The sequence below is a fragment of the Paenalcaligenes suwonensis genome (assembly GCF_011290505.1).
GTDB lineage: Bacteria > Pseudomonadota > Gammaproteobacteria > Burkholderiales > Burkholderiaceae_B > Paenalcaligenes > Paenalcaligenes suwonensis.
In genome coordinates, this window is record NZ_JAANPV010000004.1 from 313877 (window position 1) to 326958 (window position 13082).

At 50.3% G+C, this 13082-nt stretch carries 20 protein-coding genes; all 20 read right to left on the reverse strand.

Annotated features, from left to right (window positions below):
• Nucleotide 1: 1 nt before the first annotated feature.
• Nucleotides 2-625 carry a 30S ribosomal protein S4 gene (rpsD, locus tag GY634_RS08515; protein WP_166408104.1) on the reverse strand — a complete coding sequence of 208 codons (624 nt, stop codon included), beginning with the start codon at nt 623-625 and terminating at the stop codon, nt 2-4.
• Nucleotides 626-636: 11 nt separating this feature from the next.
• Nucleotides 637-1032 (reverse strand): 30S ribosomal protein S11, encoded by a 396-nt coding sequence (gene rpsK / locus GY634_RS08520; RefSeq protein ID WP_135864099.1) that lies wholly within the window; start codon nt 1030-1032, stop codon nt 637-639.
• Nucleotides 1033-1046: 14 nt separating this feature from the next.
• Entirely contained in the window at nt 1047-1412 is a 366-nt protein-coding gene (gene rpsM / locus GY634_RS08525) for a 30S ribosomal protein S13 (RefSeq protein ID WP_166408105.1), read from the reverse strand.
• Between the two features lie 36 nt (nt 1413-1448).
• Complete coding sequence (rpmJ, locus tag GY634_RS08530) at nt 1449-1562, reverse strand: 50S ribosomal protein L36 (RefSeq protein WP_003805360.1); 114 nt, start codon at nt 1560-1562, stop codon at nt 1449-1451.
• A gap of 33 nt (nt 1563-1595) precedes the next feature.
• A complete protein-coding gene (infA, locus tag GY634_RS08535; RefSeq protein WP_135864103.1) occupies nt 1596-1814 on the reverse strand; it encodes a translation initiation factor IF-1 in 219 nt (72 codons plus the stop codon).
• A 9-nt stretch (nt 1815-1823) separates the two neighbouring features.
• Nucleotides 1824-3149, reverse strand: a complete 1326-nt coding sequence (gene secY / locus GY634_RS08540) for a preprotein translocase subunit SecY (RefSeq protein WP_166408106.1) — start codon at nt 3147-3149, stop codon at nt 1824-1826.
• Nucleotides 3150-3160: 11 nt separating this feature from the next.
• Nucleotides 3161-3604, reverse strand: coding sequence for a 50S ribosomal protein L15 (gene rplO / locus GY634_RS08545; RefSeq protein ID WP_166408107.1), 444 nt, complete (start codon nt 3602-3604; stop codon nt 3161-3163).
• 10 nt (nt 3605-3614) lie between these two features.
• Nucleotides 3615-3800 (reverse strand): 50S ribosomal protein L30, encoded by a 186-nt coding sequence (gene rpmD, locus GY634_RS08550; RefSeq protein ID WP_135864109.1) that lies wholly within the window; start codon nt 3798-3800, stop codon nt 3615-3617.
• Nucleotides 3801-3803: 3 nt separating this feature from the next.
• A complete protein-coding gene (rpsE, locus tag GY634_RS08555) occupies nt 3804-4325 on the reverse strand; it encodes a 30S ribosomal protein S5 (RefSeq protein ID WP_135864111.1) in 522 nt (173 codons plus the stop codon).
• A 15-nt stretch (nt 4326-4340) separates the two neighbouring features.
• Nucleotides 4341-4694 carry a 50S ribosomal protein L18 gene (gene rplR / locus GY634_RS08560; RefSeq protein ID WP_166408108.1) on the reverse strand — a complete coding sequence of 118 codons (354 nt, stop codon included), beginning with the start codon at nt 4692-4694 and terminating at the stop codon, nt 4341-4343.
• Nucleotides 4695-4715: 21 nt separating this feature from the next.
• Nucleotides 4716-5249, reverse strand: coding sequence for a 50S ribosomal protein L6 (rplF, locus tag GY634_RS08565; protein WP_166408109.1), 534 nt, complete (start codon nt 5247-5249; stop codon nt 4716-4718).
• Between the two features lie 11 nt (nt 5250-5260).
• Complete coding sequence (gene rpsH, locus GY634_RS08570) at nt 5261-5656, reverse strand: 30S ribosomal protein S8 (RefSeq protein WP_135864117.1); 396 nt, start codon at nt 5654-5656, stop codon at nt 5261-5263.
• A gap of 11 nt (nt 5657-5667) precedes the next feature.
• Nucleotides 5668-5973: a 30S ribosomal protein S14 gene (gene rpsN, locus GY634_RS08575; RefSeq protein WP_135864118.1), complete on the reverse strand. Its 306-nt coding sequence runs from the start codon at nt 5971-5973 to the stop codon at nt 5668-5670.
• Nucleotides 5974-5984: 11 nt separating this feature from the next.
• On the reverse strand, nt 5985-6524 hold the full coding sequence (gene rplE / locus GY634_RS08580) for a 50S ribosomal protein L5 (protein WP_166408110.1): 540 nt from the start codon (nt 6522-6524) through the stop codon (nt 5985-5987).
• An 11-nt stretch (nt 6525-6535) separates the two neighbouring features.
• Complete coding sequence (rplX, locus tag GY634_RS08585) at nt 6536-6853, reverse strand: 50S ribosomal protein L24 (RefSeq protein ID WP_166408111.1); 318 nt, start codon at nt 6851-6853, stop codon at nt 6536-6538.
• A gap of 12 nt (nt 6854-6865) precedes the next feature.
• Complete coding sequence (gene rplN, locus GY634_RS08590; protein ID WP_077734081.1) at nt 6866-7234, reverse strand: 50S ribosomal protein L14; 369 nt, start codon at nt 7232-7234, stop codon at nt 6866-6868.
• Nucleotides 7235-7503: 269 nt separating this feature from the next.
• Complete coding sequence (locus tag GY634_RS08595) at nt 7504-9447, reverse strand: bifunctional diguanylate cyclase/phosphodiesterase (protein ID WP_166408112.1); 1944 nt, start codon at nt 9445-9447, stop codon at nt 7504-7506.
• A 57-nt stretch (nt 9448-9504) separates the two neighbouring features.
• Nucleotides 9505-10179, reverse strand: coding sequence for a transglutaminase-like cysteine peptidase (locus tag GY634_RS08600; protein ID WP_166408113.1), 675 nt, complete (start codon nt 10177-10179; stop codon nt 9505-9507).
• 272 nt (nt 10180-10451) lie between these two features.
• On the reverse strand, nt 10452-12824 hold the full coding sequence (locus GY634_RS08605; protein WP_166408114.1) for an Ig-like domain-containing protein: 2373 nt from the start codon (nt 12822-12824) through the stop codon (nt 10452-10454).
• Nucleotides 12821-13082 (reverse strand): Ig-like domain-containing protein (locus tag GY634_RS08610; protein ID WP_166408115.1); only part of this gene is annotated, 262 nt, incomplete at its 5' end. The genes GY634_RS08610 and GY634_RS08605, both read right to left, overlap by 4 nt.

The following is a 13082-nucleotide window of genomic DNA, read 5'->3' on the forward strand; positions in this document are numbered from 1 at the left end:
ATTAACGGGAGTACAACTCAACAACCAGTGATTCGTTCACGTCACGGGCCACGTCAGCGCGGTCCGGAACTTGTTTGAACACACCACTCAGTTTGCTGCTGTCAACTTCAACCCATTGTGGGAAACCTGTGCTGGAAGCCAATTCCAAAGATTCTTTGATACGGCCTTGTGCACGAGATTTTTCACGGATAGAAACTACATCACCAGGTTTAACCAACATGGAAGCGATATCAGCGGTGTGACCGTTGATTTCGATTGCACGGTGAGTAACCAACTGACGTGCTTCTGCACGTGTGGAGCCGAAGCCCATACGGTATACAACGTTGTCCAGACGGGATTCCAGCAACTGAATCAGCGTTTCACCAGTGTTACCACGGCGGCGATCAGCTTCAGCGAAGTAACGACGGAACTGTTTTTCCAGAACGCCGTACATACGTTTCAGTTTCTGCTTTTCACGCAACTGCAAACCGTAGTCAGAGGTACGGGCACCAGAAGTGCGACCGTGCTGACCAGGACGTGAGTCCAGTTTGCACTTGGAATCCAAAGAGCGACGAGCGCTTTTCAGGAACAGATCAGTACCCTCGCGACGCGAGAGCTTACATTTAGGTCCAATATAACGAGCCACGTAGCTTCCCCTTAAATGCGACGACGCTTGGGCGGACGGCAGCCGTTGTGCGGAATCGGCGTGATGTCAGCGATGCTGGTGATTTTAATACCCAGCGCATTCAACGCACGCACCGACGAATCACGGCCAGGACCGGGCCCTTTAATGCGAACTTCTAGATTTTTGATACCGTATTCCATTGCTGTACGACCGGCGGCTTCAGCAGCAACCTGAGCAGCAAATGGAGTGGACTTACGCGAGCCTTTAAAGCCCGCACCACCAGAGGTCGCCCAAGACAACGCGTTGCCTTGACGATCGGTGATGGTAATGATTGTGTTGTTAAAAGTAGCTTGGACGTGAGCGATCCCGTCCGAAACGTTCTTTTTAACTTTTCTGCGAGCGCGCGATGCGCTAGAAGCTTTAGCCATCTTCTAATCCTCGATTATTTCTTCAGAGCCTGCGCTGCACGACGTGGTCCCTTACGGGTACGTGCATTGGTACGGGTACGTTGACCGCGTACAGGCAAGCCACGACGGTGGCGCATGCCACGGTAGCTACCCATGTCGATCAGACGTTTCACAGACAGTTGAACTTCACGGCGTAAATCGCCTTCAACCAAAAACTGAGAAATCTGTTCGCGGATTTTTTCGAGTTCCTCATCGGTCAGATCTTTCACTTTTTTATCGTGAGCAACGCCGGAAGCGTCACAAATCTGACGAGCACGAGTACGACCGATACCGAAAATCGCGGTAAGACCGATTTCGGCGTGCTGATGCGGCGGAATATTAATGCCAGCAATACGGGCCATGGTTTTTCCTTGTTAAATCGGTTGCGTTTCGGCGTATCAGCCTTGACGCTGCTTGTGGCGGGGGTCAGTGCAAATTACACGTACCACGCCATGACGTTTAATAATTTTGCAGTTGCGGCAGATCCGCTTAACTGATGCCATTACCTTCATGGTTTGACTCCTAGGTTCCTTTATCCGGGCCGCTTATTTCGAGCGGAACACGATTCTGCCTCGGGACAAGTCATAGGGCGTGAGCTCCACTGTGACCTTGTCACCCGGAAGAATCCGGATGTAATGCATACGCATCTTGCCCGAAACATAGCCCAACACCACATGGCCGTTTTCTAGCTTGATACGGAATGTTGCGTTCGGCAGGTTTTCTAAAACCTGCCCCTGCATCTGAATGACGTCGTCCTTTGCCATCGTGTTTATTTATCGCATTGGCAAACCCGCACCCTTGAAGTTAGCCTTCTTAAGCAACGAGTCATATTGTTGAGACATCATGTAGGCCTGAGCCTGTGCCATGAAGTCCATGGTAACCACCACAATAATCAACAGAGAAGTACCACCAAAATAGAACGGTACATTCCAGTGCATTTGCAGGAATTCAGGCACCAGACACACGATCGTAATATAGAGGGCACCTGCCAGCGTTAAACGCGTCAGAATGCGATCGATATAACGTGCTGTCTGCTCACCAGGACGAATCCCAGGTACAAACGCACCACTCTTCTTCAGGTTATCTGCTGTTTCACGGCTGTTAAACACCAAGGCCGTATAGAAGAAACAAAACAGAATAATCAGTGCTGAAAACAGGGTTATATACAACGGTTGGCGAGGTGAAAGCGCTGCTTCCAAATCGCGCAGCCAAGACAAACCTGGCGTTGCAGAAAACCAGCTAGCAATAGTCGCTGGCAGCAAAATAATGGAGGAGGCGAAGATTGGAGGAATCACCCCAGCCATATTTAGCTTCAGCGGCAAGTGCGAACTTTGCCCACCGTAAATGCGGTTACCCACTTGACGTTTTGCGTAGTTAACCGTGATACGACGTTGCCCACGTTCAACAAACACGACAAAGTAAGTAACGGCAGCAACCAGCACCAAGATGAACAATGCCGACAAAATAGACATTGCATCGGTACGGACCAGATCCAGCAAACCACCCATAGCACTGGGTAGACCTGCAACAATCCCGGCAAAGATTAGAATGGAAATACCATTCCCAATGCCTCGTTCGGTAATCTGCTCGCCTAGCCACATCAAGAACATTGTGCCCGTTACCAGTGTTACCACTGTAGTAAAGCGGAACAACATCCCTGCATCAATGACTAAACCTGGTTGTGTTTCCAAAGCAATAGAAATACCTACTGCTTGGAATAACGCCAGAAACACTGTGCCATATCGGGTGTACTGCGTAATTTTACGCCGACCCGATTCGCCCTCTTTCTTGATCGCTTCAAGCGTGGGCACCACTGCCGATGCCAGCTGCATGATAATCGATGCAGAAATGTAGGGCATAATCCCTAGCGCGAATACGGAGAAACGCTGCAGAGCACCACCCGAGAACATGTTAAACAGACCCAAAATACCTTCTTGGTTCTGTTGGAACAGCTCGGACAGTGCATCAGGATTAATACCTGGCACAGGAATGTGTGTTCCCAAGCGATAAACAATCAGGGCGAGCAGCAGGAAAATGATGCGACGACGTAAATCGCCGTAACCCGAACCTGATTTACTCTGTGCCTGTGCTTTTGCCACCGTAACCCCTTTTATTCAGCCAACGAGCCGCCCGCTGCTTCAATTGCAGCGCGGGCACCAGCTGTTGCACGAATGCCTTTCAGCACTACTTTGCGAGACAGCTCACCAGACTTGATGACTTTGGCGAAACGTACCAGTTGACCAACTACACCGGCTTGTTTCAGAACGTTGATATCAACTTCTTCTACATCCAGACGTTGTAAGTCGGACAAACGGATTTCAGCATGCAGGTGACCACCAGGAGTCGTGAAACCACGCTTCGGTAGACGGCGTTGCAAAGGCATTTGACCGCCTTCAAAACCGACTTTATGAAAACCACCAGCACGTGATTTCTGACCTTTGTGACCGCGACCTGCGGTCTTGCCCAGGCCGGAACCTGGACCGCGACCAACACGACGAGCGGCGTGTTTAGCGCCCTCAGCGGGTTGAATCGAATTTAATTGCAATTCTGACATCGCGATTCCTTTAGGCTTCCGAAACCGTAACGAGGTAATCAACCTTACGGATCATACCGCGCACTTCGGGCGTATCAACCAGAACGCGACTGCTGTTTACTCGGCGCAAGCCCAGGCCGCGTACTGTGTCGCGGTGGTCTTGTTTAGTACCGATAACAGAGCGCACGAGAGTAACCTTGATTTGCTTCTGTGCCATGATTTACCCCAGAATCTCTTCAACTGTCTTGCCACGTTTAGCAGCAATTTCAGATGGTGTGGAGCAAGCACGCAAACCGTTCAAAGTTGCGCGAACCATGTTGTATGGATTGCTGGAACCCAAGCTCTTAGCAACAACGTTACGCACGCCCATTGCTTCGAACACAGCACGCATTGGACCACCAGCGATAACGCCAGTACCTTCTGCAGCTGGGGAAATCAACACTGTGGAAGCACCGTGCTTACCAACAACTGTGTGATGCAGCGTACCGTCTTTCAGAGCTACTTTGAACAGACCACGACGGGCTTGTTCCATAGCTTTCTGAACAGCAACTGGCACTTCGCGAGCTTTACCCTTGCCCATTCCGATACGGCCATCACCATCGCCTACCACTGTCAATGCAGCGAAGCTCATGGTGCGACCACCTTTAACGACTTTACTGACGCGGTTAACCGCGATCATTTTTTCACGCAGGCCGTCATCGCGCTCTTGTTCGGCATTGTTTCTGCCTTGTGCTTTAGCCATTTGACAATTCCTTGCTTAGAATTTCAAGCCGGCTTCACGCGCGGCATCAGCCAACGCCTTGACGCGGCCATGATAACGGAAGCCAGAGCGGTCAAAAGCAACGGTTTCTATACCGGCTGCTTTCGCTTTTTCGGCTACGCGCTTGCCAATCAAACTGGCTGCAGCGACGTTGCCGCCATTGGCCAGTTCTTTGCGTACTTCTGGCTCCAGCGACGAAGCGCTTACCAGAATGCGATCGCCTTCTGGCGAAATGATGTTGGCATAAATATGCAAATTCGTGCGATGCACCGCCAAGCGATGAACGCGCAACTCGGCGATTTTTCGACGGGTTGCCACTGCACGACGCAAACGGGATTGTTTCTTGTCCATAATTCGTCCTTGCCTGTGCGATTACTTCTTCTTGGTTTCTTTCAAGATGACGCGTTCGTCAGCGTAGCGAACACCTTTACCTTTGTAAGGCTCAGGTGGACGGTAGCCGCGGATCTCCGCAGCACACTGACCTACGACCTGTTTGTTAGAACCCTTCAGAACGATTTCTGTAGGAGTCGCACATTCTGCTGTAACACCAGCAGGCAGATCGTGAATAACGTCATGCGAGAAACCAAGTTGCAGTTTCAGAGCGTTACCTTGAACTTGTGCACGGAAACCCACGCCAACCAAGTTCAGTTTGCGAGCAAAACCTTCGCTCACACCAGTAACCATGTTGTTTACCAAGGAACGGATGGTACCGGACATTGCGTTAGCGTGACGTGAGTCGTTCGCTGGTGCAAATGTCAGTTGACCGTCGTTCAGCTCGATAGCAACATCACCTTTCAGTTCTTGGGTCATTGTGCCCAAAGGACCTTTAACGGTGATTTGATCTGCTGCAATAGTCGCTTCTACGCCTTTAGGCAAAGTAACGGGATATTTAGCAATACGTGACATTGATATTCTCCTTACGCCACGTAGCAAAGAACTTCGCCACCCACGCCAGCTGCACGTGCTTTGCGATCGGTCATCACACCACGGGAGGTGGATACGATTGCAACGCCCAAACCATTCATCACTTGAGGAATATGGTTGCTGCCTTTGTAGACGCGCAGACCTGGACGCGAAACGCGGTCGATGCGCTCGATCACAGGACGGCCTGCGTAGTACTTCAGTTGAATTTCCAGAACTGGCTTCGCGGCTTCGCCAACGATTTGGAAATTATCGATATAGCCTTCATCTTTCAGCACAGCAGCAATAGCTACTTTCAGCTTCGAGGAGGGCATGCTAACCGACGTTTTGTTGACCATTTGTGCGTTACGTACGCGAGTCAACATGTCGGCGATTGGATCGCTCATGCTCATTTATGTTTCTCCTACCAGCTAGCCTTGGTCATACCGGGAATCTCGCCACGCATAGCCATTTCACGGACTTTGTGACGGGTCAAGCCGAATTGTTTGTACACACCGCGTGAACGGCCTGTAACAACGCAACGGTTACGCATACGAGTTGGGTTTGCGTTGCGAGGCAATTGCTGCAACTGCAAACGAGCTTCGTAGCGCTCTTCGTCGGACTTGGACTGGTCGTCGATGATTGCTTTCAGCGCTGCGCGCTTAGCTGCAAATTTCTCTACCAGTTTTGCGCGTTTAATATCGCGATTGATGAGTGAAAGTTTAGCCACGTCATCACCCCTTAGTTACGGAACGGGAAACTGAAGGCTTTCAACAGCGCTTTAGCTTCGTCGTCAGTCTTGGCAGTAGTTGTGATGCTGATGTTCAGACCACGCACTGCGTCAATTTTGTCGTACTCAATCTCAGGGAAAATGATTTGCTCTTTCACCCCAAGGTTGAAGTTACCGCGTCCATCGAACGCACGACCAGGAATACCGCGGAAGTCACGAACGCGAGGCAGAGCCACAGCGATCAGACGATCCAAGAATTCGTACATGCGGCGGCCACGCAAAGTTACTTTGCAGCCAATTGGATAATCTTCGCGGATTTTGAAACCAGCAATAGCTTTGCGGGTTTTTGTGATAACAGGTTTCTGACCTGCAATCTTAGCCAAGTCACCAGCAGCGTGCTCGATCGCTTTACGATCAGCAACAGCTTCAGACACACCCATGTTCAGAGTGATCTTAGTGATGCGAGGTACTTCCATTACGCTGTTGTAATTGAATTGACCTAGCAGCTCAGCTTGAACTTTTTCGCGGTAAAAATTTTGTAAACGTGCCATGTCTATGCCCCTTAAGCTTTCGCACCAACAACTTTGCCAGTGGAACGGTACACGCGTACTTTCTTGCCATCTACTTCGCTAATGCTAACGCGATCGGCCTTTTCGGTCTCAGCGTTAAACAGCGCCACGTTAGAAACGTGGATAGGCATAGTTTTGTCTACGATACCACCTTGAGAGCCAGCCATTGGATTGGGTCGCACGTGTTTTTTCACCACATTGATGCCTTCCACGATTACGCGGTCGCCATCAACGTTCAGTACTGTGCCACGGCGGCGTTTGTCGCGGCCTGTCAGTACGATAACTTCGTCGCCTTTGCGGATTTTTTGCATATCCTCGGCTCCTTACAGCACTTCTGGTGCCAAAGACACGATCTTCATGAACTTCTCGGTACGCAATTCACGCGTAACGGGTCCGAAGATACGAGTGCCGATTGGCTCCAGTTTTGCGTTCAGCAAAACGGCGGCATTGCCACCAAATTTGATCAGCGAACCGTCTTTACGGCGCACGCCTTTGGCAGTACGAACTACCACAGCGTTGTAAATTTCGCCTTTTTTGACACGTCCGCGCGGTGCCGCTTCTTTAACAGTGACTTTAATAATGTCACCAATAGCGGCATAACGGCGCTTGGAGCCGCCCAACACTTTGATGCACATTACGGAACGTGCACCCGTGTTGTCGGCCACATTCAGCGTGGTCTGCATTTGAATCATGATTATTCCTGTTCCAACTTAACCGCGATAAACCCAACAAGCAAAAAACCTGCTAGGCACGCAACCAGTTTTGGTCCCGTCAGGTTCGGTAACCCTCCAACCAAGCTTGTGCTTAAAAGGTTTTTTACCGTACCCTGGGTTGAAATCTTGCGATATACAAAACGTGTTTTATTACCCGCATCTTCGCGAAAATATACGGGTAAGCATTCAATAATACCAAAAAACCGCTTTTACAACAAGCACATCAATCACTTACTGTTGGTATAGCCTCACGCTCGTAGGATTTTTTGTGCCTCTACAGGTATCTCGGTAATAGGCGCGTTCAACTGTATCTGCACCCCTAGTCTAGCGCACGTATTGCTAGCCGCCACCAACAACTCCATGCCGCCAGGACTTTGCACCATCTCTTTAATAACGTCGGTAGAAAAGCTGACATATGACAGTTGCAGTGTCTGCACACTGCGCAACACGCCAATGTGCTCCAACAAACGGCGCAAGCCTACGCGCACACCCATTTCTTTCATGGCCGAGCAGAAAGTTTCTAGCTCATCACTGTGCGCCTCTACCCCATACGCATCCAACTCTATATAGAGACGGGATAAATCCACACTGCTACGCGACAAGCACGATTGAATCTCTTGCAGAAAACGCGGCTGCACAATAGTCGGCAGTGACATACGTATAACCAGATCACCCTGATTATCGGTCAACCACTCCAACGCCAGCTCTACAGCGCGAAGATCGCATACCGCCGACAAACCTAAGCGTGCTGCTACAGGCATAAACAAGTACGCCGAGATGGGTTTTTCGTCCTGCCCTTCGCTGTGCCCCGTATGACGCAACATGAGCGTTGCCTCATAACGGGTATAGCTGTTTTGTTTTAGATGATCTGGCTGCTGACGCACCGACAGCAAGAAGCGGCGCTCTGCTAAGCCCTCTTGCAACAACTGGCGCCACTGTGTTTCACCAGCCGCATTCAGCCCTACGCCACCATCATCACTACGCGACACAAACTCTACCGTGTTATGACCAGAGCTTTCGGCACGCATCAGCGCCCTATCCAATCGGCTAAGCACCGTCGCAATATCTTCTTGATAACGGTAGTCCGTTAACGCCAATGCCCAGCGGCAAAACTGCCCCGAGGGCAATTGCACACGCAACCTCGCCAATACTGTCAACAGCATGTCGGTAAGCGGTGCAATGTCTGGCCCTTCTAGGTTCGGCAATAACACTACGAAGTCAGAACCATTAAGCCTTGCCAACTGTACAGGCTGATTATGATCTTGATGAAAGACTTGGCTTACCTGCTCGCCCACATTACGCAGCCAGTTATCGACATTAGCACGCGTCATGATCGTATTAATGGCCGCCAAATCGCGCTGACGGAACAGCAGCACATAGCCGCCATTTTTGTCTGCATCCAGCACTCTACGCATTTCATTAATGAAATACTTGCGATTCGCCAGCCCCGTAACCTCGTCTTGATGCAGCTCTAGTTGCAGCGACTCAATGCGCGCACTTTGCTCTTGCTGCGTAACCATGACTTTTTCACGTACTTCATCAATAGTACGAGTGACTTCACGTAGCTCACTAAACCGCGCACGCTTCCAATTACCAATTTGTACCTTATTGGTCAGCATGCCCTCTACGCGTACTTCCACCTCGTCACGCAGTGCTTGGCGCAACCAGCGCATCAACACCCAGACAAAAAATGCCCACACTACGCCAGCGATCAGCACCACCATTAAGATTTGCATAAAGCTGGCCCACAGCGTATCGCGCGCCAACCCAGCATCAGCCTCTACCACTAAACGGCCTGTTTGACGCCAGCCATCGCTAACTTGTGCCATGGACACCGCTTTTCGCAAGGGCAGCATATCGCTAAACCACGCAGGCGAGCCTCGCACAATAGTCGGTAGGCTTTCATCACCCACGCGTGATACCAACAACTCGCCCTTTGCACTGTAAAGTTCGATACGATAAAACTGACCCGTATCATACAGTGCAGTAATAAGCAGTTCTTGCGTAACTGGATCTTGGTTAAAAGGCTGCGACAACGTCAACGCGAGTGACGTAGCAGCCGAGTCGCTTTGTGCTTGCAATTGAGCCGATAAATACGATCTTGCCGAATCCACACTCAGCCATACCGTCCCAACCAAAATCACCGTGATGGCCAGGCTTACGCTTAACAGCAAATGCTTCAGTAATGACATACTCCACCTTCCGTGGTCTTCAATATTTCTTCGGAATTCTTGCCTAAGCTAGATTGCTTACGGATTAAATCCCTCACGCCTCATTTTTTCCAATAACCCTCGCCAGTTACTGATCTTGTCCACTGACGATGCGGGCGCACCCGCCACATACACCCCTTCTGAGTTAAAACTAAACACGGGGGTTAAATCGGGACGCTGACTCGCCGGACGAATAACGCTGGTTAGGTTATCCAGCAGCAATGGCTCCGCATCTGGCGTCGCATAATAGCCTAATACCATATGCGCAATACTACTAGTACCTACCTGAGCTCGTACATAAATCAGGCGTAACTTACTTGCTGGAATGCCCGCATGCAACAAAGTAAAGTACTTCCCAATGACGTAGTCTTCGCAATCTCCGGCCCGTTTAGTTAGGCTTTCTAACGGCGTTGCCCAGTAGTCTGGCCTGCCCCAGATTGTAATATCCTCGCCACCTATTACATTGGTGTTCCAGAAATCGTTAACGACTCTTAACAATTGCAGATCGGGGATGCCATCTAACTGTGTCAGCAGATCCAGCCATTTCTCAGCGTTGCGCACGCCCGCCGCACCATATTGGTGAGGAATAGACTGTCGCACCTTTGCTTCATCAAAATTCAGCCGCCCCTGTACCCATGGAGCGAAACACAGCATCAGGCCTGCCAGCAAGGCAAACAGCACAGCAATGATGCGACGTGTTAAGCAGAACAACATGACTATAACAACAGAAGGCTAAATAATTCTTAACGACTACTCAAGCATCTTTTTTATGGTCGGCATTAAATAAATTCCTACTGCCTCTCATAACAAAGCGCTTATTGTATGGCTACATTTTTCCTAGAATATCAACATGATAGTCAGAAAATGTTTTTCCAGACTATTGGCGTTGACGACAGGTTGCATGCAGAAAAACCCCACCTTCCCGTCAAGGAGTGTGGGGTTTCAAAGCACTACCTTTTACTGCCGTGTTTCACGACGTAAACAGTTTAGAAATCAGAAGATTTCAAAGTGCCGTCTTTCAGCGAGTTGGCGATCTGAGTTGCCGTGTATGGGTCAAAGTCGATGTTGTCCAGAATGATCTTCTGATCGATCTGGCCATTACCTTGAGAGCTGATACCGATTTCCATCTTGCCGTTATCCGAGCTGCCTACCGTCAGGTACTGGCTCAGGTCACCGCTGTTAAGATCGTGGCCCGACAGCAGATTCTTGATATCCAAGGTGTCAGTACCCGAGTCACCGAAGTCCATCACGTGATCCACAGCCGGTTTGCTGACGGTACCTTGATCACCCTTGTTCCACACGAAGGTGTCATCACCCTCGCCGCCGAACATAATGTCGTCGCCAGCACCACCAATCAAGATGTCATTGCCACCTTGGCCGTACAGGATGTCGTTACCAGCACCACCATCAAGGGTGTCGTTACCACCACGTGTGTCACCAGCCACATTAAAGTCAGCGTGGTTTTCCTTGATGTACTCGTACAGATCATTACCTGTTGCTGGAGTACCGGCGTTCTTCATCTGCAAGAACACTTCCAGTGCCTTCAAGCCGGAGCCGTCTGGCAGGTTGTCTGGACGACCACCCACTTCGTGCCATGGCAGTACTGTACCGTCGGTGTTGATCGTGTCACCAAAGATGATGTCATTACCGTCGCCACCGATGATGTGGTCGTTACCAACAGGTGCTGGATCGTTCGTTACCGAACCACCCTTCAAGGCTGCATCCAAGTCTTCCTTGGTGTTAACGATATCCACCTTGTTGAGCACCTTCCAATCATCTGGATTGCCGGAGGACAACAGCGTTACGTCATCAATGTAAACCTTGTAGTCACCCCCGCTGGAACGATCATCCACCAAGAACTCGAAGCGGTACTGGCCTTCGCCAACTGGCTTGGTCGATATGGTTCCGGAGCTACCTGGGCGACCACCTTCCTGCACAACTTCCCAGTTACCTGTTTTCTCGTTGTACTTCTGCAGTTGCCACTTGAACACGTCCTGCCTATTGCGACCGCTTTCAGTATAGGTAAAGCTAAGCTTGCCATAGCTACCAGCGGCCACTGCCATACCGGGGCCACGAACTGTCGTAGACGTATCGCTCCACCAGTGATAGGTATCCGTGATTTCCAGTCGGTTATCAGGATACCTAGAGCTACCCAGGTTCTTGACTCCGACCGTGCCGCTACCTCCATCCTTACTCCAACCGTCGTGACGACCGTTCTCGAAGTCAGTAACGGCCTTCGTACCACCCACAACATCAAGAACCTCTTCTATACCGGTGTTGTCGTACTGTTGCAGAATATCTTCTCGGATATCGTTGCCAATACCTACACCATAGACCTTGCTACCGGTATTCTCTACCAGACTGTCATACGCAGCCTTCCCTCGTTGGTCAGCGTTAGGATCATATTTATTACCGTAACCTTTAATAGGATCATCCCGTGTCCCAGAACCGTACTGGGTAGGATTGCCATCAGTCAAGAAATAGGTAACGTTTTCGTAGTCATTGCCATACTGATCTTTATCAGATGTCTCTTCTCCAAACCACTTTTCAGCAGCCTTAAAAGCTGCTTCATAGTTGGTACCACCAACTTGGTCGTTGCTGTACAAGCCTAATGAATCGATGGACTTAATCAAATCCTTCAAATCATCACTATCCAGATCCATCAATACTATCGGTTCCTTATCAGCATGGGTACCAAAACCAATAATACTTAGATTAACCGTACCGCCCTTATGGTTGGCCAGAGTCGTTGCTAAAGTCTTCAGCGCCTCCTTAAGCAGCGTCATACGATCCATACCCTTAGTACCAGAACCCTCATTCATACTATTGGATCGGTCAACCAGAATCGCAATGTTGTAGCTCTGGCCGTGCACGATGTTCTCTTGCACACCGCCGCGGTCACCAATAATGATGTCGTCACCGACACCACCATTTGGATTGCCACCACCGTTGCCATCAATAATCAGCTGATCAACATCCAGGGTGTATGGGCCTGAGTCGTTCGCAGACGCACTGTTACCAGCCGAATCTGTCGTCGTTACCTTGGCATCAACCTTGTCGTTCTTCAGCAGATCCTGTACTGACACAGGAATCTTGAAGGTCAGATCGTTGCCGACGGTACCGGTGTATTCCTTGCCACCGATAGTCAAGGTCACGGTATCGCCGGCCTTCACATCCTTGCCAACCGTACCAGTCACATCAATCGTGCCCTTGCCGTCACCAGCTTCATTGTGATCCAGCACGCCGTCACCGGCGATCAGATCCAGAGTGATCTCGGCTTCAGGCAATGTGGTCTGCACATCGTAATCACGAGTCGCCTCCGCTTCGTACGCATTACCGTACTGATCCTTACCAGTCACTTCCGCTGTGATATCGCCTGGTGCAGATCTTTCACCGCATCCGCAGGAACCGTCACGCTCCAGGTGTTGCCAGCCTGGACAGTGGCAGGGTAATCCTTGCCACCAATCGTGACCACAACCGCATCGCCTTCCTTGGCCGCACCGCCCACGCTACCAGTGATTGTCTGCTCAGCCTTGGACTCGTCCTGATTCAGAACACCGTCAACAAACGGCTTATCAATCTCAATCGTGGCAGTTGGAGTCTCTGTCTGGACATCA

Excerpts from the sequence above, each read along its gene's own strand:
- rpmJ (WP_003805360.1), bottom strand. The coding sequence starts at position 1,562 with ATGAAGGTAATGGCATCAGTTAAGCGGATCTGCCGCAACTGCAAAATT.
- GY634_RS08595 (WP_166408112.1), bottom strand. The coding sequence starts at position 9,447 with ATGTCATTACTGAAGCATTTGCTGTTAAGCGTAAGCCTGGCCATCACG.
- infA (WP_135864103.1), bottom strand. The coding sequence starts at position 1,814 with ATGGCAAAGGACGACGTCATTCAGATGCAGGGGCAGGTTTTAGAAAAC.
- rplX (WP_166408111.1), bottom strand. The coding sequence starts at position 6,853 with ATGCAAAAAATCCGCAAAGGCGACGAAGTTATCGTACTGACAGGCCGC.
- rplE (WP_166408110.1), bottom strand. The coding sequence starts at position 6,524 with ATGGCACGTTTACAAAATTTTTACCGCGAAAAAGTTCAAGCTGAGCTG.
- rpsM (WP_166408105.1), bottom strand. The coding sequence starts at position 1,412 with ATGGCCCGTATTGCTGGCATTAATATTCCGCCGCATCAGCACGCCGAA.
- rplO (WP_166408107.1), bottom strand. The coding sequence starts at position 3,604 with ATGTCAGAATTGCAATTAAATTCGATTCAACCCGCTGAGGGCGCTAAA.
- rplN (WP_077734081.1), bottom strand. The coding sequence starts at position 7,234 with ATGATTCAAATGCAGACCACGCTGAATGTGGCCGACAACACGGGTGCA.
- rpmD (WP_135864109.1), bottom strand. The coding sequence starts at position 3,800 with ATGGCACAGAAGCAAATCAAGGTTACTCTCGTGCGCTCTGTTATCGGT.
- rpsH (WP_135864117.1), bottom strand. The coding sequence starts at position 5,656 with ATGAGCATGAGCGATCCAATCGCCGACATGTTGACTCGCGTACGTAAC.
- GY634_RS08600 (WP_166408113.1), bottom strand. The coding sequence starts at position 10,179 with ATGTTGTTCTGCTTAACACGTCGCATCATTGCTGTGCTGTTTGCCTTG.
- rpsE (WP_135864111.1), bottom strand. The coding sequence starts at position 4,325 with ATGGCTAAAGCACAAGGCAGAAACAATGCCGAACAAGAGCGCGATGAC.
- rplR (WP_166408108.1), bottom strand. The coding sequence starts at position 4,694 with ATGGACAAGAAACAATCCCGTTTGCGTCGTGCAGTGGCAACCCGTCGA.
- rpsK (WP_135864099.1), bottom strand. The coding sequence starts at position 1,032 with ATGGCTAAAGCTTCTAGCGCATCGCGCGCTCGCAGAAAAGTTAAAAAG.
- rplF (WP_166408109.1), bottom strand. The coding sequence starts at position 5,249 with ATGTCACGTATTGCTAAATATCCCGTTACTTTGCCTAAAGGCGTAGAA.